This window comes from Nocardiopsis metallicus, assembly GCF_014201115.1.
In the GTDB taxonomy this organism is placed as follows: domain Bacteria; phylum Actinomycetota; class Actinomycetes; order Streptosporangiales; family Streptosporangiaceae; genus Nocardiopsis; species Nocardiopsis metallicus.
Map to the genome: position 1 here is coordinate 6,127,842 of NZ_JACHDO010000001.1, position 20,371 is coordinate 6,148,212.

Here is a 20,371-nt window from a genome sequence, read left to right on the forward strand (position 1 = left end):
GGCAACTGGATCCTTCCGTCCGATATGAGACGGTTGAGGCCCCCAGAGCTCTCCTCCGGGCTCCTTTATGCTGCGACTTGTACAGCCTGCAGGTCTGGCCACCAGCAGCGGTTTCTGATGTACGAGGGGTCTCCCAGTACCTTCAACCCGTAGCCGAAAAGCTGTCCGTGGTTGCTGCGCTGGAGCTGATGTCTGACCTCTAGGAGGTAGGCGGCGCAAGCCGGATCATCCACGTCTCCGGTGAGCGCGGAGTTGAGTATCCCTGCATGGATGTCGGCGAGTTGGATACCGTCCCACTCTGTTCCACGCCATACAGGTGGCCACTTCAAGCAATCCCAGGGCACAGGCGAAGGCGATGAGTAGATGCGAGTGAGGTACCGCAGCGCGGCTGCTGAATCCAAGCCCGCTACAGACCCGAAGCGGACAGACCCGAAGCGGGGTCCGCTGGGCCAGTTCTCGGCAGCGTAGGCCACCCTCTCCAAGGTCAGCCTGGTCACATAGTTGTAGAACAACGATGAGTCCTTGCGCATCCCGGCGGAGGAGCGAACTGAAGCCTTCTCGACCACAACGTGGACGACGCGCGCTCCGGGAATGCTACTCAACTGCTCAGCAGCCAATTGCCGACGCTTCCAGCGCTTCGCCTTGAAATGCTCCACCCAGTGGAGTGGTTTGGTTGTGTTCAGGTGGTACCTCAACCCTCCCGCCACACACCGCATGCTCGCTTCGGCTTCATGGGGGACCATGAGAGCCGTCATCGCGAAGAAGGGCGATGACCTCGTGCTGAAGCCGCGATCACCTGTCTCGTCCACAAACACATGCACCAGCGGACGTTCGTGCTTTGCAGTGCCGAGGAGCGCTGCTGCTTTGGGTGCAGGCTTCAACGCGGCCTGTGTGGAAGGCTGGCCCATGTTACCCAACGTTGTTGCTCCTGCTGGTTCCGTTGCCTGCGCTCAGGACAGGAGCACAGGCTCATCCCTCTTCGCCCGCCCCACTAGATGTACTGGCCCCACCCCTACATCTTGTGGCTGGGTTCAACAGTAGGACTAGGCTGCACCAGCCGCAACAGACTACGGTGTGGACGTGCTCGAAAAGGCGGGGCGTACAGGCGCTTATTCTCCTTCGCCGTGTTTGCCCGGTGCCAGTGCGGCTGTCGGATGACGAAGCCCCCACTCTAGATCACCACTAGAATCTGTCACTGGGTGTTGCGGATTGGTGCGCTTCAGTAGCTGTGGTACGGCAGTGTAGGACAGAGATGAAGAGTGTGCTGATGGACCCAACTGCAATCACAGGTATCGCCGGAATCATCGGAACATTGGCAGCCGCGATTCTCACGCCACTCATCGCAGAGAGAGCGCGTCGCAAGAGCGCCCGTCAGGAGCAGCTCAGGGGGCGGCGTATGGAGCTTTATGCCGATTTGCTGCGCTTCACCGCACGCATCGTCGAGAACGCGGAGAACTGGTCAGCTACACCACTCGTGGCCTTGGAAGAGGTCGACCTGGATGAGCTAGACCGTGTGGGTGGTCAAGCGGATGCTCTCGCGAGCGAAAAGGTGGACGGGCTCCTTCAGGACTTCATGAGCAGGGCTAGCACCTTCCACCGAGCCCTCGCTGAAGCACAGGAATATCTTCGTCCCCTGCGCGCTGATGCTGGTGGTCCAGCCGATGACACGACTTCCATCCAGCAAAGAGTGTGTCTGGCAGACATGGCTTCCGAGCTGCACCGCGTGCATAAGACGCTCCGGGCTCGTATCCGCTACGAGATGCGCGACTGACCATTTCAACCAGCACCGTCTCGGAGGGGCGATTGAGGGAAGAGCCAGCACAGGTGTTTTATCTTGTGCCGGGTGCGATGGACGCTCTGGCATGTGTCAGGCCGATGGTTAGGTGTTGAAGTGTGACCGCCGGGTGCTAGTGATCCCACAGCGCTCACGACAGCTCTGCCAGTAGAACCTTGCCCGCTCGCTGCGCGTGCCTGGTCTGGTCCGTCTCCTGCTTGCGGTACCTGGCTCCCAGGACCCTGTTCGCGCAGACCCACAGTCGGCTGAGCTTGCCGTCACGGCAGGCGAGGTCGGGGGCCAGCCGCTTTGTGATCTCCTCTGTGAGGTCGGGGATCCGGAACGCTGACTCCCACAGCTTCGCCGCGTCCAGGCCGCGGGGCATCAGGCCCCAGCTGTCCCAGTCCAGCAGGAACAGGCGGGGTGCGGTCAGGTTGGCCCAGTGCAGATCCCCGTGGCCGATCACCCACTGGGAGACGGTCGTGTCGATCGGGGCACCGAACGCTTCCCGGATGGAGCGGTCGATGTCGGCCTGGATGAGGGAGACACGATCGGTGTCCGTACTGGCCAGCCGCTCCAAAGCGGTGGATAGCTCCTCCCACCACTGGCCGCTCAGCTCGGGTGCCTTGTCCAGCGTGTAGGCGGTGGAGACCACCGGTTCGCCGATGAGCGTCATCTCCTCGGCACGGCAGACGAGGTCGTCGTTCATCCAGTGCACCGTCTGGATGAACGACGGCTTGGGCACGTCACGCACGGCCACCGACGCCTCCAAACCGCTGAACTCGCGGGCGAAGACCCTGGATGGCGGGCGCCAGCTGATGCGCGCCCAGGTTCCGCGTGTGGTCGGCGCCCCCACCGACGGGCGTGATCCACGCACCACCAAGCGGTCCTCGACGAGACGGGTGCCAAGTCTGTCTGCTGCTTCCTCAAGCAGTCCCGGCGGTCTCCCCTGGGCTCGGAGGCGAAAGGTCGTTGGATCGGCGTGTTCGGGGGTGGGGGCGCTCAACCGGTCACCTTTCGAGGCGTTCCCGAAGATAGGCGCTGGCCTGTGCCAGAGGAACGCGGCTCTGATCGCCCGAGACCATGTCGCGGACGGTGACCTCGCCGGACTCCTGCTCTTCGGAACCGAAGATGACGGCGAACCGCGCGTTCTGCGCGTTCGCCCACTGCAACTGCTTGCCGAGCTTGCCGGAGGAGCCCAAGTAGGTGCCCACCCGCAGCCCCTGCGCGCGTAGCTCGCTCGCCAGCTTCATCAGCTCGGCCTGGCCGCCCAGTACCGTGATCGCCACGTCGAGCCCGACGGCGGGAGCGTCGCCGGTGTCCTGCATGGCCAGGATGCGCTCGATGCCGATGGAACCGCCGCAGGCGGGCATGTCCGGGCCGCCCAGCGAGGCGACCAGGCCGTCGTAGCGCCCGCCCGCCGCGATCGACCCGGGGAAGCCCTCGGCCTCGACCTCATAGATCGCGCCCGTGTAGTAGTCCAGGCCGCGCACCATGCGAGGGGCGAACACGGCCCGATCGCCCAGGCTCGCGGTCAGCTCCAGCAGGCTGTCGATCTGGGCGAGGCCGCGCTGGCCGCGCTCGTTGGTGGCGAGCTTGGACCGGATCAGGTCCGGGTCGTCGGAGGCGACGTCCTCGGCCAGGCGCTCGGCACTCGCCACGTCCAGCCCGCGCTCATCGACCAGCTCCTTGGCCACGGCGCCGGCGCCCACCTTGTCGAGCTTGTCCAGCGTCGCCAGGACCCCGTCACCGTTCTCCTCGGCGACGCCGTAGACCTCCAGCAGGCCGCGGAGCGCTTCACGACTGTTGACGAGGAAGCGGAACCGGTTCACCCCCAAGGCGTCCAGGCTCTCTGCCAGAGCCAGGACGACCTCGGCGTCAGCCAGCGGGGAGGACGAACCCACCGTGTCGATGTCGCACTGCACGAACTCCCGGAACCGGCCCTCCTGGGGGCGGTCGGCCCGCCACACCGGGCCGATGGCGTAGCGCTTGTAGGGGTTGGGCAGCTTCGCCCCGTGGGTGCCGATGACCCGGGCCAGGGGAACCGTGTGGTCGTAGCGCAGGGCCAGGTCGGGCTTGCCGGAGGCCTCGTGGACCCCGCGACGCAAGATCTTGAACAGGAGCTGGGAGGCCTCTTCGCCGTACTTGCCGGTCAGCACCTCCAGTCGCTCGAACGCGGGGGTCTCCAGCGGGTCGAACCCGTAGCGCTCGAAGATGTCGCTGACGGTGGTGAACGCCGCCCTACGGCGGCGCAGGTCGTCGGCGAGGAAGTCCCTCGTTCCGGAGGGAGCTGCTGACTTGGCCATGTGAACGCTACTCCTGCTGTGACTTCACGGTTCCCGGGACGGCGTCAGACTACTGTGGGTCAGGCTCGCTGACCGACCAGTCAGGGAAGTGCCGGGCCAGGAGCGCGACCAGCGAAGCGCGGTCCTCGGGGCTGCCGTGACCGGTGTGCAGCAGCGGTGTACCGTCGACGGCCTCCAACTCCTCCCAGCCGTTGAGCGAGTCCATGAGCGTGCGCACCCCCGTCATCAGGGACAGGGACATCTGCGGCACGATCGCGTCCAGGGCGTGTGCCTGGTAGTAGATCGAGGAGCGCCGGGGCGCGGTGGAGTCGATGCGTTCGGCGTAGTTGACCTCGCTCACCTGCGGGTAGCACGAGTCCAGCAGCACCTTGGGCACGTCCCACACCGGCATGAAGCAGTCCACCCCTCCGGTCCGACGTTTGGGGTAGGGGAGCGGGCATCGCCCGTTCATCAGGCAGAACAGCAGTTCAGCCATGACGTCCTCGCGGTTGTAGCCCATCAGGAGGCTGGACCCGCCGATCTCCTTGTTGAGGGCACGGCCCACCAGGTTGAGCAGCCAGGTACCGAAGAAGTGCGAGGAGTCCGGCCCGTAGGCGGACCTGATCTCGGTCCACAGGGCCTGGGGTGTGGTGCTCATCCCCAGCAGGGCCGCGATGTCCTCCGGGTAGAGCACACGGTGGCCGAACCCGTTGCCCTCACAGAGCTCTCGCGCCCGGTCGGCGGCGGTCCCCCTCCAGAGGGGGTCCAAGACCACGGTGAAGCACAGCACCTGGTCGGCTGGCAGATCTTGCGCCGTGGCGTAGCGGCGCAGCCCTTGGACGATGCTGCTGGAGTCGCCACCGCCGGAGATCCCGGCGACCAGCGGAAGCTCCACGCGGTGTTCGTTGAGGAAGTCCGCGATCTTGTCGAAGACCATCTCGCGGAGCTGCTCGTCGTCCACGAGGTGGACGCCGTGGAGGGAGTCCTTCTCCGCGTACTTCAGGTCGTACATGGCCGCGACCGGGCGGTCCGTGTGCGCGTACGTGCTGAGGGCGGGCGGCACCAGTTCAGCGTCGGTGTTGCGCATGCACTGCAGGATGACGTTGCTCGTCTCGGGGATCTCCTCCAGCGTGTGAGAGATGGGAACGGGCCGCAGGCTCCCGTCGCCGGGTACTTCGTAGGCCTGGAACATGGACGGCGGAAAGCGGTTCGCGCGCAGCAGATCGGCGAACGACAGTGCGTCCTTCTGCGCCAGGGGCCTCGCCCCGTTGGCGAAGAGCAGTGTGACCCGTTCCCAGTTACTCACTCATGGCTCCTTCGTTTTCTCAGGCGGACGAACGCGTCGGTCTAGAAGTGAGCGGTCAGGGCGGAGCAGGCCAGGGTCTCCTCCACCCGGGGCGCGGTCATCCTGTCCATGCCGACCTGGGGCAGGGTGAGCGTCATGATCCTGCTGAGGTCGGCGGTGGTGAGCTGCGTCGTGCGGTCGGTGGACGTCGTGAGGCTGGTCTTGTTGCTCATGTGCGCCTTTCCCGTGGGGTGGTCACCATCGCGATGATCAGAACCGGTCAACCGTCCAGCGGGCTTCGTGCTGCCAACGGCGACCGGAGTCAGAAGTGTCGCGCGCCTCGGGATATCGACCTATGCGCAGACGCATAATTCCACCGTTCGATTTATGCGCTGTGTTCGAAACACCCGGTTTGAACAGCACTGAGGAACCCAGCATGTCGAGTGCACATGCCTCGACTCGTCGCTGGTCCTACGCTGAACGCCGAGAGTGCGACGCACGACATGTCTGGAAAGAGCAGGAGAGCATGATTCGCTCAGTGGTGTTCGACGTCGGAGAGACCCTCATCGACGACACTCGGGAGTGGGCGCGATGGGCCGATTGGCTCAACGTCCCCCTGCACACCTTCTCCGCCGTGCTGGGTGCTGTCACGGCTGAGGGGCGCAACAACGCGGAGACCTTCGACTACTTCCGTCCGGGCTTCGACCTGGCCGAGGAGCGCCAACGGCGTGAGGACGCGGGCCGCGGAGAGCTCATCGAGGAAGTGGACCTGTACTCCGACGTCCGGCCCGGGCTCCAGGCCCTTCGGGAGGCCGGACTCTGGGTGGGGATCGCCGGAAACCAGACCGCCCGTGCCGGAGAGCTCCTCCAACAGTTGAACCTTCCGGTCGAGGCCATCGCCACGTCCGGGGAGTGGGGGGTGGCCAAACCCGACCCCGGTTTCTTCGACCGAGTCATCGCCATGGCGCCCGGGGAGCCGCAGGAGATCGTGTACGTGGGCGACCACCGTGACAACGACGTTCTTCCCGCCCGCGAAGCGGGCTTGCGGCCGGCGCTGATCCGTCGCGGCCCCTGGGGGTACCTGTGGGCGGATCAACCCCAGGTGCGCGCTCACGCGGACTGGGTCATCGACTCCATCAAGGAACTGCCAGGCCTGCTCACCACAAAGGGCTGACCCCGGCCTGAGCGACGAAATCCCGAGCTTGGACCTGGGTCGGCCCGGACGACAGGAGGAGACCTGACAGCGCCCGCACGTGAGGGTTGAGCCGCGTGTGCTCCGGGGCCTTCTGCCACGCGGACCGGAGGTTGGCCAGAGCCACCTCCTGGCGCCCCAGGAGGTGGTGGGCGCGGGCCACGTCGATGAAGTAGTGCGAAGCGCGCTCAGCGGGAAGTTCCCGGGGTGGAGTCCAACCCGCAGCCGCCTGCAGCGCTTGGTCGGGGTCCTCACACTCCAGCGCCAGCGTGACCTGGTGGACGCGCACCGAAGCGCTGCCGAAGGCCGTTCCTGTGTAGACCGCCTCCCGGGTGTGCTCAGCGGCGAGGCGCGCTTGTACCAGGTGGGGCGCGGCCTGACGGGGTTGGCGGTTCCGCGCGGCGAACACGGCGGCACGCATGTGCAGGGACCCGTAGGCCGCCCACGAGCGCGCGTCCGAGGGCGCCAGATTCTCCGCTGCCCGTTCGAGCAGACGGCGTCCTGCTTCGTGCTCGCCGGAGCAGAAGAAGGTCTCCCCGCGCACGTAGGTGGCGGCGGCCCGCGTCACCTCGTCCCCGGTCTGGTCGGCTGCCCACAGGAGCACCTGGATGGTACGGGCGGAAAGGTGGTGGAGGCCGAACTTGTCAGCGATCGCGTCAGCAGCTCGGTACGCCTGGACCAGCAGCCGGGCCGTGTGAGCACGGTCCTGCCCCTGGCTGCTCAACAGGGCACGGCTCAGCTCAGGGAGAAGCTCGGGAAGCCGTGCCATCAGACAGCTGTAGTGCGAGTTCAGGCGACAACGGATGAGGCCGCTGACCTCGCGCTGGAGCTGACCGAGAGTGCGCACCCTGCCGTCGTCGGGAAGGTCGTACCGGTTGACGAGGGATTCCAGCAGCGCGATGCCACGATCCCAGTCGACATCACCGCTCCAGCCTGTTGAAGTCAGATTCTCGGGCTCGGGCTCCGTGAGAACTCGGGGCGCGTCGTCGGGCGGATGCTGGTCCAGAGCTCCGAGCCCCTGGAGGGCCTCGTGGATCTTGCGTCGGTCGCTGAGCCCCTTGCCTGCCTCGGCGCGGGTGATGGTGCTCTGGGCGACCCCGCACATCCTGGCCAGAGCTTCCTGGGACAGGTTCTTGACCCGTCGGCGCAGAAAACGGATCACCCGCTGAGCGTCGCGCTCCCGGACAGCGTCCACCATTTCCGGGTCCCGCCATACCCACGAGGGGATGCACTCACAGGAGCCGTGTAAGGCGCCGCGGTCTCGTCCGCAGTTTCCACAACGCATCGAGGGGTTCCTCCGTCACCTGGGGGTGTAACGAGATCACTCCACAGTAATCACGGTTTCCTCCCCGCGCTCAGCTTCTTGCCGAAGCGGAAAGGTTCTCCCCGGAGCCTTCGCACCTGTCAGAGAGGAGAAATCGAACAGCCCGCATAGTTCGAACATCGCGCTTATCCGAGTGCGCATAGGTTCCTGACACATGCGCTCAGAAACTGCTGAGCATGTCGATCACAACACCGGCGCCGCCGCGTCTGATGAACACCGCCTCGCTTGATCCTGAACACCACGGCCAGCTCCAGGACCTGTTGGACGGGCTGCTCCGTGACACCGCCGCCTCCTACGGGGTGGTGTTCGGTACCCACGGGCTGCACCTGTTGCGGTCCGGGGACCTGGACCAGGTCGGTGCGGAGAGCATCACCGCAGTCATGACCAACGTGCTGCTGCTCTCCCGCGGGCTCGGCAAGCTCACCGACAAGGGCGAGGCGGAGACCATCGTGGTCCGCTACTCCTCCGGAGCCCTCGTCCTGGCCCCGGTCGGCGGCTCGTTCGGGCTGGGACTGCTGACCGATGACGTGGAGAAACTGGGGCAGATCGCTTACGCCATCGCCCGGTTCACCACTCGCGCCGCGCACCTGCTCCCCGCCGACATCCTCTCCTCAACGGGCGGCGTGCTGCCTGCTGCGGGGGTGTCGCGGTGAGCGCCCTGGTCCCGGCCCCGCTGCTGGTGCGCCCTTCAGCGGCGGTGGTCATGCACACGATGATCGAGGTCAACCCGGCCGTCCCCTCCTCCTACGAACCGGACCTGCCCGAGGTGTTCTGCCAGGCCCTGCGGGTGTGCCGGGGCCTGGAGCGGGCGGTGACCGTCGCGGAGCTGGCTGCCCGCGCCGGCCATTCCCCGGCCGTGACCGGTGTGGTGGTCGCCGAACTGGCCGACCTGGACTTGGTGCGGGTGGTGCGCGCTCCCGCCTGGGCACAGCGGCTCCGCGCCTGGGCCACCAGTAGCCGCCCAGGCCTGGTTCCGGTAGCGGTGTCGGTGATCAAGACCCTCATCGTCAGCACCGTGGGCGAGCACACTCAGCACGCACTGGCCGATCTGGGCGATGCCGAGCCGTGGCGGCTTTCGGGGCCGCCGGTGATCGAGGTCGCCGCCACCCGGATCGCTCCGGACCTGGAGTTGCTGGCCCTGGGTATCAGCGGCCTGGGCGGGGCGAGTCCGGTGTGGGGGGACGTGTGCCGCGAAGCCTTCGGCGCGGTACTCATTACCGGACCTGCCAGCGAGGAGCTGGACGCGGCTCGCGAGAGTCTGCTGGCTCTGCACGCCTTCGGGGTGCCGGTGGTGGTCCTGATCCACCAGGACGGGACCGGGGAGGTGGACACCGACGTGGTCCGCGCCTGCCTGGGCCTGTCCGCCCGTACCCCGGTGGTGGTCGGGGATGTTCATGAGCGCGGGGTGTGCGAGGCGCTGATGGACCTGTGCTCGGCCCGCATGAACGGGGAACAGCGATGAACCCTGCTCTGCGCGCGGTGGTGTTCGGCTCCGGACACTCCGCCCTCACCTTGGCCACCGGACTCCTGGCGGACGGCTGGCTGGTGGATGTGTTCACCCGCCACTCCACCCCCGAGATCCTGGGCAACGGTGCCGGGCTGACCCAGCTCACCCTGCCCTCGGTGCACGCCACCGAACTCGCCCTGGGGCTGGGCCTGTGGCAGCACAGCGCCCCACCAGCCCACCAGGTGCGCATGCGCATGCAGCCGCCCGAAGGGGAAGGGCTGGAGTTCACCGCACCCCTGCCGGGCGCCGCGGTGGCGGTGGACCACCGGCTCAAGAGCGCCTACTGGCTCCAACACGTGGCCGACCGGGGCGGGCGGGTCCACGAGCGCACCTGCACCGCCGGAGACGTGGCCGGGTTCGCCGCCACAGGCCTGCACGACTTGATCGTGGTCGCCCCCGGCGTCGACTCCGACCTGCGCCACCTGTTCACCCCCGACCCCGACCGCACCGGAGGAGCCACCGACCGCGTGGTCGTCCAAGTCCACCTGACGGTGCCCGAGGACGACCTGCCTGACCAGGCTCAGGTGCTGACCTGCCCGTGGGGTGAGGTGATGGTCTACCCCGTCCTGACCGTGGACGCACTCACCCCCACTCAGGTACGGGCCCTGTCCGCGGCGGATGCCCCACCTGTACACGTCACCCCCTTCGCGGCGGTGTGCGTGCAGGTCATGGCCCGACCTGGCAGCCCGCTGGACCCCACCTGCGCAGCGTCACCGGACATGACCAAGGGGCAGACGGGGGCAGGGCTGCCACGCAGGCACGGCGTCCACGCCCGCACAGTCTGGGCCCGCGTGCTCGAACGGCTCCACGCCCTGGACCCCGTGCTGGCCGCATGGTGCTCCGACCACGATGTCGTGGCCGGTTCAGAGCTGGTCCGCGACATACACCCGCAGGTCAGGAAAGCGGTCACCACCGTGGCTGGGAAACCGGTGGTGGGGATTGGGGACGCCACGATGACCGTCGAGCACGCCTCCGGACAAGGCGCGGGCGCCTCGACCTGGGCCGCGTCGACGCTGCGCGACCAGATCCGACAGCAGCGACAAGTCAATCTGCCTGTGGACGCGGAGTTCCTGTCAGGGGCGTGGGAGGCCTACTGGGCTCGGCACGGTCAGTACACCTCGGCCTTCGGCGGGTTCGTCACCGCCTACTGGAGCGGGTTCCTGCCCGAGCACGTGTTGTCCGCGTTCGCCCAGACCGTCGCCACCCCTGAGGGGGCGGCGGCCTGGGCCGCCGGACTGGACGACCCCGCACGGATGAACCACCTGCTCACCCTCTGACCCCACCCTCCCCTTGGTTCTTCTTCGAAATGGAAGGCGTTGCTGCGCCATGCCCGAACACACCCCCCGCACCAGCACCGGTTCGGTGCCCAACCCCCGCCTGTACAGCCTGCGCAACCTGCGCCGCTACCGCCGAGTGGTGGTCGGGCTGTCCCACCGCCTCGCGTGGAAGGTCGACAACAACCACATCCGCGACCTGTATGCGGTTCACACGGCCCCGACCCACCTGGAGGTGGGACCGGCGGACGGCCACTTCTTGCTGAACGCGCCCCCGCCCACCGGGCCGCGAGGAGAGCCGGTGTCGGTGGCGTTGCGGCAGATCCACCTGTTGGACCTCAACGACGCCCCGCTGGATTACTGCGCACCCAAGCTCGCCCAGCACGGCCAGGTGATCCCTCACCGGCACGACGTTCTGTCCGCGCCGTGGCCGTTGCCGGACGACTCGGTGGGGTCGGTCGCGATGTTCCACGTCCTGCACTGCGTCCCCGGCCCCTCGCTGCGGTACAAGACCAAGGCATTCTCCGAAGCCGCACGCGTGCTCAGCCCGAACGGGACGTTCTTCGGCTCCACCCTCCTGGGGACCGAAGACCCACACACCAGCAACAACTGGCTCGCCCGGCGACTTCAGTCCGCATACAACGCTGCGGGCAGGAACATCTTCCACAACACCGGAGACCGCCTGGTCGACCTGCGGTCCATGCTGGACCTGCATTTCGCCCGTGTGGAACTGAACGTCATGGGCTCGGCTGGGGTGTGGGTCGCCAGGGAGCCGCGCCGATGACTACAGACCAGCCCGCCCCACCGCATGCTCCGGTGGCGATCATCGGCATGGGGTGCCGCTTGCCCGGTGGTGTCAACTCCCCCGACCAGCTGTGGAAGACCCTGATCGAGGGGCGCGACTGCCTTTCGCGGATCCCGCAGGAGCGGTGGGAGCTGATGGTCGAACGCCTTCACCCGGAACAGGTACCTGAACACCCGTTCGCGGCCGGGATCGTGGACCACACCTTCGACCACGCCTACTTCGGTATCAGTGCCGACGAGGCAGCTGAGATGGACACTCAACAAGGATGGCTGTTGGAGGTCGCCCATGAGGCGCTGGCCGACGCCGCCCTGGACCCCGCCGAGCTGGCCGGGACCAGGACCGGTGTGTACGTGGGGGCGGCCTCCATCGACCAGGCCGCCACCAACTTCGGAGCCAGAGCCCGGGTAGGGGTGTTCACCGCCTCGGGGGCGGGGATGGCGATCCTGGCCAACCGCCTCTCCCACCACCTGGACCTGGCCGGACCCTCCCTGACCCTGGACACCGCCTGCTCCTCCTCACTGACCGCCCTGCACTACGCAGTTCGGGACCTGCGCTCGGGCGAAGTGGAGGCGGCGCTGGTGGGCGGGACCAACGTGCTCTCCAACCCGGTCATCACCGCCAGCTTCACCGAAACCGGGGTGCTTTCCTCGCGTGGCCGGTGCGCGCCCTTCGACCACAACGCCGACGGGTACGTGCGCTCCGAAGGCGCGGTGGTCCTGGTACTCACCCGTACCGGGGAAGCCACCACACGCGGGCACCGGATCTGGGCGCGGGTGTCCGGGACCGGGATCGGCCACGGCGGGAAGGCCCCGCACCTGCTGGCTCCGCGCGCCGACCGCCAAGCACAGGCGATCCAACGGGCACTGGATGACGCAGGGATGCGCCCCGAGCGGGTGGGGTGGGTGCAGGCCCATGGCACCGGCACCAAAGCGGGCGACCGCATCGAAGCGCGAGGCATCGCCCAGGCGCTGGGCGAGGGCGGTCCGGTGGCGGTGGGGTCGGTCAAGAGCGTGCTGGGCCACCTCGAAGGCGCCGCCGGAGCTCTCGGTGTCATGGCTGCTGCCCTGGCCGTTCACCACGGGCAGGTCCCACCGACCTTGCACCACCACCAGCTCCGCGCCGGACTGGAACACCAGGTGCGGGTGCCCGTGCGGGCCGAACCGTGGCCGCACACGAGCCAGGTGAACGGAGGACGAGTGGCCGGTGTGAGCGGGTTCGGGTTCGGTGGCTCCAACGCCCACGCCATCCTCACTCAAGCACCCGCCACTGATCCTCCCTCGGTCGAGGATCCGACGCCGCTACCGGAGACAGTGTTCATCTCCGCACACAGCCCGGCCGCTCTCGCCTCGGCCGCCGGCCGCCTGGCGGTCAACGCCCCCAGGGGCGGCTCGGTCGGGACAGTGGCCGACACCTCGCTCACGCGGGGTCCGCACCACCGGTGGCGGGCAGCGGTGACCGCCGCCGACCTGGGCACCCTGGTCCAAGGTCTGCGCAGCCTCCAGGACGGCACCCCTGACCCGTACACCATCACCCCACGCCTCACGTTGGGGCAGCGGCCGCTGGTGGTGTTCGTCTACTCCGGGCACGGCGGCCACCACCCCCACGCCGGGACCGAACTCATGCACCGGCCCGTCTTCGCCCAATCGGTGGAGGAAGCGCGGGCGGCGCTGGCCCAGCAGACCGGCTCCCCAGTGTGGGCTCCGGGCCAGGACATCACCGGGTTCAGCGACGCTCAGCACTGCACCCACCTGATCCAGGTCGGGCTCACCGCGCTCCTGGTCGATCGCGGCATCAACCCCGACCTGGTGCTCGGCCACTCGGTGGGGGAGATCGCCGCCGCCCACACCGCACAGATCCTGGATACCGGAGCTGCGGCCCGCGTCCTGGCGCGACGCTCCGAACTCTTGGCCCAACTGACCGAGGCCGGTGGACTGCTGGCCGTCCGTGCTAGAGCCGACGAGGTCCAAGCCCTGCTCGGCCCCTACCTGGGCCGCCTCACCATCGCCTCCTACAGCGCACCCAACGTGCAGGTGGTCGCCGGACCCGAAGAGGACCTGGACCACCTCCACACACACCTGGAGAAGGAGGGGATGTGGTGCAAACCGGTACCGGACGTGATCCCCGCGCACTCCCCACTGATCGGCCCCCTCGCGCCTGCACTCCGTGAGGCCCTGGCCGGGCTGGTCAGCGCACCGCCCCGCCTTCCCATCGTCTCGACCGCCGACCCCGACCACACCGCAGGCCACCCGCACACCTGGGGCCCGGCCTACTGGGCCGACCAGGCACGGCAGCCGGTGCGCTTCACCCAGGCCCTGCACACCGCCGCCTCAGCCATGGGCCAGCGACCGGTGGTCTTCGTGGAGATCGGCCCCAAGGTGCTGCTGGCCGAGCACATCACCCACACCCTGACCGACGTAGCGGTAACCGCCGTGACCAGCGACTCCTTTGGATTTGCTCGCGGGATCGGCCAGCTCTACACCACAGGCATCACCCCCACCGGGCCCACCACGAGGGCTCACCCGGAACTGGTGATCGCCCCGGGCTGGGACCACACCCGTAGCGGCAGCACAACCACAGATCAGCCACGGGCCCTGACACCCGCCCGGGACCAGGTCCAGGCACACCTGACCGAGGAAGTCGCACGGCTGGCGGACCTGCCCGAGGGCCTCGACCTGGACAGCACCTGGGCCCGGATCGGCCTGGGAAGCCACAACCTGCTCCAACTCATCTCGCGCCTGCGCCGCGTCCCTGCCTGGGCTCAGGTCGATATCCAGCTCTTCCTGCCGGAGCAGACCTTCCGCCAGGTGGCCTCGACCCTGTCCGAACTCCTGCCCGGACCGAATGAACCTGCCCTGGAGTGGGCGCCGTCCGTTCTCCCCTGATCCCGGAACGGCACCCCTCGGGTCCCGTCGCTGCCGCCGAGGTAGTGGCGGGACCCGCCTTCGTCGCTGCCAACAGCCTTCAATGCGAATCCGACAGATGAGCTGATAAGCGAGAAGAACCGGACTCCCGCAACGCGTGGAAGGACACCTCTTGAAGAAGAAGTGTCTGCGTGTCGCGAGAAAACCAGACTCACAAGGACTCACCGCTGACTCAGAGTCATAGCCAACCCCAGTCGCTCGGGGTTTGCACCTTCGAGAGCTGCGCTTGGACGCTCGCCTCCTTGGTCGAACTTTTACCTCGCTGAGCGCTCTGTGAGTCACATCTGAGTCCAGTCTGAGCGTGCCCTGAGCAACGTTTGAGTCTGTTCTGAGCGTGGCCTGGTGTGAGGTGTCGGTGTCACAGCACCGGCACCCCGGGAGGCCTTCGTGTCCGTCACCTCATCACCCCTCGCCGCCACCGAAGAGTCCTTCATACGACTGACCCGCACGCACCTGCTCGTGCTGGGCCACTCGGTCCATCCCTGGCTCCAGGACCGGCCCTACGGGCTCGACGAACTCCGCGAGATCCTCATGACCCGAGGGACGCCTTACGCCGTCCGCGACCAGGTCTGGCGCCACACCATCGCGGCCGCTCGCCACTCGAAGGACTGGATGCTCGGAGCGCTCGGTCTGGCCATGCCCATGCTGCGCTCCGCTGTACGGATGGCCCGCCGCGGCCTGGACCCGCACAGCGTTGCCGATGTCGAAGCCGAGTCCCTGGCCGCCGCCATGCACCAGATCCGCACCATCCGGCTGGAGTACGCGCGTATCGCCTACTACCTGAGCTGCCGGGTGAGGCGTGCGGCGCTGGGTGCGCGTAAGCGGGTCCTGGCCGCTCCGGACCTGCTCACCCACCCGACAGGCCTGCCTGATGCTGGCAGCGAACCGGACACGGCGGGGTCCTGTGAGGCGGTGCTGCTTGCCGCCGCACGGGAGGGGATCATCTCCGGGGCCGACGCCGAACTGATCGCCCGGACCCGGCTGGAGGCTGTGCCTCTGGCAACGGTCGCGGCCGAGCTCGGGGTGGCCTACAAGACCCTGGCCAAACGCCGCCGAAGGGCCGAGGCACACCTCGCCGCCGGTCTGCGGCCCTCGCGTGAACACCGCCGCGCGGACGAACCCGCGGCGGCGGAACCTCCTGCTTCGACCGTGAATGTCCACGCCATGCGCACATCCGCCTCACAGACGGAGTCGATTCCCCGACTTCCGCTGGCTTCTTAAGTAGATGAAGGCAACCGCAGGAATCCGGCTATGACGTGAGCTTCACGGCCGGTGTTTCCCGGGGTCGCGCTGAAGGGATCGGAGCGGATCAGGGGCCAGTTCCCTCGTCCGCTCTGGTCCGGAGCTGGAGAGGGGAAGTGCATGCGCGTTCTGTGCAGGGCCACGGCAGCCGACCGCACGTGCGAGGGGCGGCCCGCACCTGGAGAGAACACCAGCGAGTCGTCACAAGCCTGGAGGGAGACAACCACCGTCAGGTCACGGCGCAAGTGCGGCGCGGCAGTGTTCAAGGCCTCGGCAGGAACCGGTACTCGCCGTGGGGCGGAGCAGCACCGCAGCCGGGGTGGCTCCCACAGCGTTGGGCGGGTGGTTTGATGGTCGACTTCCTTTTGGGCGGCGGGGTCTTCCTGTTGATCGGGGCCATACCGCTCACCGGGGCAGGGGTGGGCGCGGCGGTGTTCGGTGCGCGGTTGGCCCGGCACCGCCACCTGTCCCGCGACGCGCGGGTGGTGGAGATCCTGCCTCCGCCCGAGGCCAGTCTGGAGAACGCGCGCGCGTTCTGGCAGCACGTGATGGGGCTGCTGCGGCCGCGCTGGTCGCGGTGGCTGCTCCAACCCCACCTGGCGTTGGAGATCGTGGCCTCAGCGGACGGGGTGCGCTTCCAGGTGTGGGTGCCTGGCCTCGTCCCTCCGGGAACGGTGGAGAGGGCGGTCTGTGCGGCCTGGCCGGGAGCCACTACCTCCACGCGCCATGTGAAGGCGGAGGAGTCGCCGCTTCCTGAGGGCGTCTACACCACCGGAGGGCACCTGGGCTTGGGGCGCGAGGAGGTCTTTCCGCTGCGCACCAAGTTCGACGACGACCCCGCCCGGCCTCTGCTCGGGGCGTTCGAGGACCTGGCCGAGGGCGAACACGCCCTGGTACGGATCACCGCCCGGCCAGTGACGGGAGGGCGGGCCGCCAGGGCACGGCAGACGGCGGCCCGGCTGGCCGGGCACGCCGGGACGGCCTCGATGGTGGTCGAAACGCTGGCCCCTCCGGGAACGGGTGCGGGCACGCGGCGTCCGCTGACACTTCCGGGGACCGGGGATGACATCCGCTCCATCCTGACCAAGGCGGGCAGCCCGAGGCTGGCCTGTTCGCTCTCCTACATCCTGACCACGACCTGCCCCGGGGACCAGGCCCGGGAGCGGTTGCGGGGCCGCGCTCACAGCGTCGCCTCGAGCTTCGCAGCGTTCACCTCGGGCACCAACCACCTGCACCGCCGCCACATGTTCACACCCGCCTGGTGGGCGGTGAACCGGTTCCTGGCCCGAGGGGCGCTGTTGTCCACCGTTGAGCTGGCCGGGATCGCGCACCTGCCCACCGACACCAGCGTGCCCGGTCTGGCCCGCGCCGGAGCACGCCCGGCCGCACCCGCGCCGACCGTTCCGCGCGGGGGCGAGAACACCCGGGTGGTCGGGGACTCCGATGCCCGTTCTCACCGTCCTGTCGCGTTGGGGGTGGTGGAGGCCCGCCAGCACACCCACATCCTCGGCAAAACGGGGTCGGGCAAGTCCACGCTGCTGGCCAACCTGGTGCTCCAGGACGCCGAGGCGGGGCGGGCGGGGTTGGTGATCGACCCGCGCGGGGACCTGGTCACCGACATCCTGGCCCGTCTGCCCGAGCACGCGGTGGACAAGGTGGTGCTCTTCGATCCTGACGACAACGCCCTGCCGCCCCGGCTGAACCTGCTCCAGGGCGGTGATGCTGACTTCACCTCCGACACGGTGGTGGGGATCTTCCGCCGTATCTACGCCGAGTACTGGGGGCCCCGAACTGACGACATCCTGCGGGCCGCCACCTTGACCCTGACCCGGGCCAAGGACCCGTCGTTGACGTTGGGGGACGTGCCGCGCCTGCTCTCCGATGACGCTCTGCGGGCGGACACGATGGCCCAGGTCATCGCCCGCAGCGGCGATGACGCGGCCCTGTCCGACTTCTGGAGGTGGTACTCCGGGCTCACCGTCTCAGCTAGGTCGTCGGTGACCGGGCCGGTGCTGAACAAGCTCAGGACGGCGCTGTTGCGTACGTGGGTGCGCCAGGTGGTGGCCTCGGGGCCCTCCACCATCGACCTGCCGAAGCTGTTCGACACCGGGCACCTGGTGCTGCTGCGTCTGCCCAAGGGCCGCCTGGGCGAGGACACCAGCTCGCTGATCGGGTCGTTCGCCTTGGCCGCCACCTGGCAGGCGGTCACCGCCCGCATCCACACACCCGAACACCAGCGCAAGGACTTGTGCGCCTACATCGACGAGGCCCAGAACTTCCTCAATCTGCCCGGGTCGTTGGAGGACATGCTCGCCGAAGCCCGCGGCTACCGGCTCGGGTTGACCCTGGCCCACCAGGAGCTCGGGCAGCTTCCGGGGGACCTGAGGAAGGCGGTCTCGGCCAACGCCCGCACCAAGGTGTACTTCTCGGCTTCGCCGGATGACGCGACGAGCCTGCAACAGCACACTCGGCCGGTGCTGGGCGCCTACGACCTCACCCACCTGGGGGCCTTTCAGGCCGTGGTGCGTCCCTTGGTGGGGGCCAAGGAGTTCGGCGCGGTCACCGTGCGGACCCGCCCGCTCCCCGAAGGCGTCCCGGGGCGCGCCACCGAGATACGCCAGGCCGCCAGGCGCTTCGGTGCCACAGAGCCCGCTCAGCCCAGGAGCTCGACACCGCCCCCGTCCATGGGCGGTAGGAAGGGGAACGCGGGGTGAGCAAGCCCAACGGAACGGGCCGACAGGGCACGCGCTCGCTGCTGGAGTCTTTGGCTTCCCGGGTGACCGCCAGGGACCTGGAGATCCTGGCCGGGGTGTATGACCACAACGTGATGACCACCCTGCAACTGCACCGGCTCTACTTCGCCCAGGCCCAGGACCGGCGGACCCGCCGTCGCCTCCTGGCCCTGTTGAGGTACGGGCTGCTGCACCGGTTCCGTCCCTTCTCCGGGGCCTATGTCCCCGACCACTGGGTGCTCTCCCGGGCAGGGGCGGAGGTGCTCGCCGCCCACCGGGACATCGGGGTGGCCGAGCTAGGGTTTCGCCAGGAGCAGGTCTGCCGGTGGGCGTTTTCCGGCCGGTTGGGACACATGCTCGGTCTGACCGAGTGCTTCACCCTGACCACCGAGGCCGCCCGCACCGTGGCCGACGCGGAGCTGGAGCGCTGGGACAGCGAAAGGGAGTGCGCACGCCAGTGGGGGCAGTTCGTGCGCCCCGACGCCTTCATGCGCTGGGTCCAGGGCAGCTCCGCGCTCGAAGCGTTCTGGGAGTACGACACCGGCACCGAGCCGGTGACGAGGGTCGTGGGCAAGATGGCCAGCTACAAGCGGCTGGCCGTGGCCTCCGGACTGCCCTCGGTCGTGCTCGTGGCCGTGCACTCCGAACGCAGGCAGGAAAGCATCACCACCAGGATGGGCCGGTCCGTGTCCGGCCAGGTGGGAGCCTACGTGGCCACACACGGCGCGCTCGCGGCCTCGGGGCCCGCCGCCCGCATCTGGCGAACACCCCAGGGCAGCGATCCCCTGGACCTGGTGGACATCGCCCGACGGCACCTCAACCCGGGGTGATGCGGCACCGGTAGCGGCGGGATCGGGGCCGCCGTGACCGCTGGGGCTGTGCGGACACCGCTGTCCGCACAGCCCCATTTCGCTGTTTGTGCTGGTCCATGACTTCTACGAAATGCGGGGTTGAAACTTCTCGCGAGTATAGGGAAATATCGCACCCGCACCGTTCAACCCGGGTGAACGGTGGCATTCCTATTTTCCCGTTGTGCTTCTTATGCCCGAAAAAAGGGGTTTATTCGTGATGCCTGAACTCGCTGCCCTCAACCAGCAGAACGAGCAGGTCCAAGGCGCGTTGAAGGCCAGGTAGGAGCGCCGGGCGCTGTATCGGGCGGAGTGAGGAAGCGCAGCCTTGCTGGGGCGTACGACCCGGCCGGGCCATTGACACCCGCCCCGCCCTCGAACAGCGGAACCGGTGGCTGCACAAGAGAAGAAAAGAAGGCGCCTCGGGGGTGCGGGAACACCACCCGAGGCGTGATCCACCCACCTGCATACCCAGGAGGAAGATCATGGCCAATGGTACGGGCCGCCACCGAAGGCGTCGAAGCGGCTGGGCAAGCCGACTTCGCTGGACGGTGGGCGCAATGCTGTGCGCGATCGTGGGCGCGACAAGCGCTCCACGCCGACCGCAACGCCAAGACGAGAAGAGGCCCAGGCCGGTGCCCCGAGCCGCACCTTCAGCCCCTGCGGCCGAGCACCGGGAACCGGCCTGGGTGCGACGCTATGACCAGGCACGGCGGGAGCACGCTGACCGGGCCCGGGAGCTCTACACCGAACGCCCGGCCGTAGCCACGGTGGAGCGGTTGCCGAAGACGGGCTGGTGTGAGGACGAGGCCGGTGGACGCGCGGTGCGCCCCTACCTGGTCGCGCACGAACAACGCCAACGAGCCTCGCGGGGTGACCTGCTGGCCCCGCCCACCTCCCGAGACGTCACCGCTCCCCGCATCCCCGTGGACGTGAAGAGGGCCGGGCAACCTGGAGAGTGGGACGAGCTGACCGTGCTGGTACGGCAGTGGCAGATGCTCCAGCAGCCTGTGGCCTGACCTCTGGGGTCCGTCAGCCGGGGCCGTCTCCAGCAAGGAGACGGCCCCGGCTCGTGCGCTGGTTCAACTCCTTGTCGTCGAGTCCATCCACACCTCGCAATGTCCCGGTCCGCCACATGAAGCGAGCCATTCACGGCACCGAGAGTTCTTGCGCATACGAAAT

Annotated in this window: 17 protein-coding genes; 11 read left to right on the plus strand and 6 right to left on the minus strand. The window is 68.1% G+C overall.

Annotated features, from left to right (window positions below; genetic code table 11):
* Window positions 1-65: 65 nt before the first annotated feature.
* Window positions 66-908: a DUF3800 domain-containing protein gene (locus tag HNR07_RS26910; protein ID WP_246421282.1), complete on the minus strand. Its 843-nt coding sequence runs from the start codon at window positions 906-908 to the stop codon at window positions 66-68.
* Window positions 909-1,252: 344 nt separating this feature from the next.
* Here HNR07_RS26910 and HNR07_RS26915 point away from each other — a divergent pair, with 344 nt between their 5' ends.
* Window positions 1,253-1,771 (plus strand): hypothetical protein, encoded by a 519-nt coding sequence (locus tag HNR07_RS26915; protein ID WP_184367703.1) that lies wholly within the window; start codon window positions 1,253-1,255, stop codon window positions 1,769-1,771.
* A gap of 154 nt (window positions 1,772-1,925) precedes the next feature.
* On the opposite strand, the gene HNR07_RS26920 is transcribed toward HNR07_RS26915, so the two are convergent.
* From HNR07_RS26920 to HNR07_RS26935, 4 genes are all read right to left on the minus strand, one after another.
* Complete coding sequence (locus tag HNR07_RS26920) at window positions 1,926-2,654, minus strand: hypothetical protein (RefSeq protein WP_246420512.1); 729 nt, start codon at window positions 2,652-2,654, stop codon at window positions 1,926-1,928.
* 130 nt (window positions 2,655-2,784) lie between these two features.
* Entirely contained in the window at window positions 2,785-4,080 is a 1,296-nt protein-coding gene (gene hisS / locus HNR07_RS26925; protein ID WP_184367706.1) for a histidine--tRNA ligase, read from the minus strand.
* Window positions 4,081-4,129: 49 nt separating this feature from the next.
* Window positions 4,130-5,365, minus strand: coding sequence for a hypothetical protein (locus tag HNR07_RS26930; RefSeq protein WP_184367708.1), 1,236 nt, complete (start codon window positions 5,363-5,365; stop codon window positions 4,130-4,132).
* A gap of 41 nt (window positions 5,366-5,406) precedes the next feature.
* A complete protein-coding gene (locus HNR07_RS26935) occupies window positions 5,407-5,577 on the minus strand; it encodes a hypothetical protein (protein WP_184367711.1) in 171 nt (56 codons plus the stop codon).
* 293 nt (window positions 5,578-5,870) lie between these two features.
* On the opposite strand from HNR07_RS26935, the gene HNR07_RS26940 reads away from it, so the two are divergent.
* A complete protein-coding gene (locus tag HNR07_RS26940) occupies window positions 5,871-6,518 on the plus strand; it encodes an HAD family hydrolase (RefSeq protein WP_184367714.1) in 648 nt (215 codons plus the stop codon).
* Here the strand turns inward: HNR07_RS26940 and HNR07_RS26945 are convergent.
* Window positions 6,502-7,734 (minus strand): helix-turn-helix domain-containing protein, encoded by a 1,233-nt coding sequence (locus HNR07_RS26945; protein ID WP_246420515.1) that lies wholly within the window; start codon window positions 7,732-7,734, stop codon window positions 6,502-6,504. The two genes, HNR07_RS26940 and HNR07_RS26945, sit on opposite strands and share 17 nt — an antisense overlap.
* Window positions 7,735-8,036: 302 nt before the next feature.
* On the opposite strand from HNR07_RS26945, the gene HNR07_RS26950 reads away from it, so the two are divergent.
* The 9 genes from HNR07_RS26950 to HNR07_RS26990 all read left to right on the plus strand — a co-directional run bounded on the left by HNR07_RS26950 (window position 8,037) and on the right by HNR07_RS26990 (window position 20,208).
* Window positions 8,037-8,513: a roadblock/LC7 domain-containing protein gene (locus tag HNR07_RS26950; RefSeq protein WP_184367720.1), complete on the plus strand. Its 477-nt coding sequence runs from the start codon at window positions 8,037-8,039 to the stop codon at window positions 8,511-8,513.
* Window positions 8,510-9,322 (plus strand): DUF742 domain-containing protein, encoded by an 813-nt coding sequence (locus HNR07_RS26955; RefSeq protein ID WP_184367723.1) that lies wholly within the window; start codon window positions 8,510-8,512, stop codon window positions 9,320-9,322. The genes HNR07_RS26950 and HNR07_RS26955 overlap by 4 nt, the downstream gene beginning before the upstream one ends.
* Window positions 9,319-10,644 (plus strand): hypothetical protein, encoded by a 1,326-nt coding sequence (locus tag HNR07_RS26960; RefSeq protein WP_184367726.1) that lies wholly within the window; start codon window positions 9,319-9,321, stop codon window positions 10,642-10,644. The genes HNR07_RS26955 and HNR07_RS26960 overlap by 4 nt, the downstream gene beginning before the upstream one ends.
* Window positions 10,645-10,693: 49 nt before the next feature.
* Window positions 10,694-11,425, plus strand: coding sequence for a class I SAM-dependent methyltransferase (locus tag HNR07_RS26965; protein ID WP_184367729.1), 732 nt, complete (start codon window positions 10,694-10,696; stop codon window positions 11,423-11,425).
* On the plus strand, window positions 11,422-14,328 hold the full coding sequence (locus tag HNR07_RS26970) for a type I polyketide synthase (protein ID WP_184367732.1): 2,907 nt from the start codon (window positions 11,422-11,424) through the stop codon (window positions 14,326-14,328). The genes HNR07_RS26965 and HNR07_RS26970 overlap by 4 nt, the downstream gene beginning before the upstream one ends.
* 426 nt (window positions 14,329-14,754) lie before the next feature.
* A complete protein-coding gene (locus tag HNR07_RS26975) occupies window positions 14,755-15,588 on the plus strand; it encodes a sigma-70 family RNA polymerase sigma factor (RefSeq protein ID WP_184367735.1) in 834 nt (277 codons plus the stop codon).
* 371 nt (window positions 15,589-15,959) lie between these two features.
* The gene (locus HNR07_RS26980; protein WP_184367737.1) at window positions 15,960-18,323 is read left to right on the plus strand and encodes a type IV secretory system conjugative DNA transfer family protein; all 2,364 of its coding nucleotides are present in this window, start codon (window positions 15,960-15,962) and stop codon (window positions 18,321-18,323) included.
* Complete coding sequence (locus HNR07_RS26985) at window positions 18,320-19,171, plus strand: replication-relaxation family protein (protein ID WP_184367740.1); 852 nt, start codon at window positions 18,320-18,322, stop codon at window positions 19,169-19,171. Before HNR07_RS26980 ends, HNR07_RS26985 begins: the two co-directional genes overlap by 4 nt.
* 707 nt (window positions 19,172-19,878) lie before the next feature.
* Window positions 19,879-20,208, plus strand: coding sequence for a hypothetical protein (locus HNR07_RS26990; protein ID WP_184367743.1), 330 nt, complete (start codon window positions 19,879-19,881; stop codon window positions 20,206-20,208).
* Window positions 20,209-20,371 lie beyond the last annotated feature (163 nt).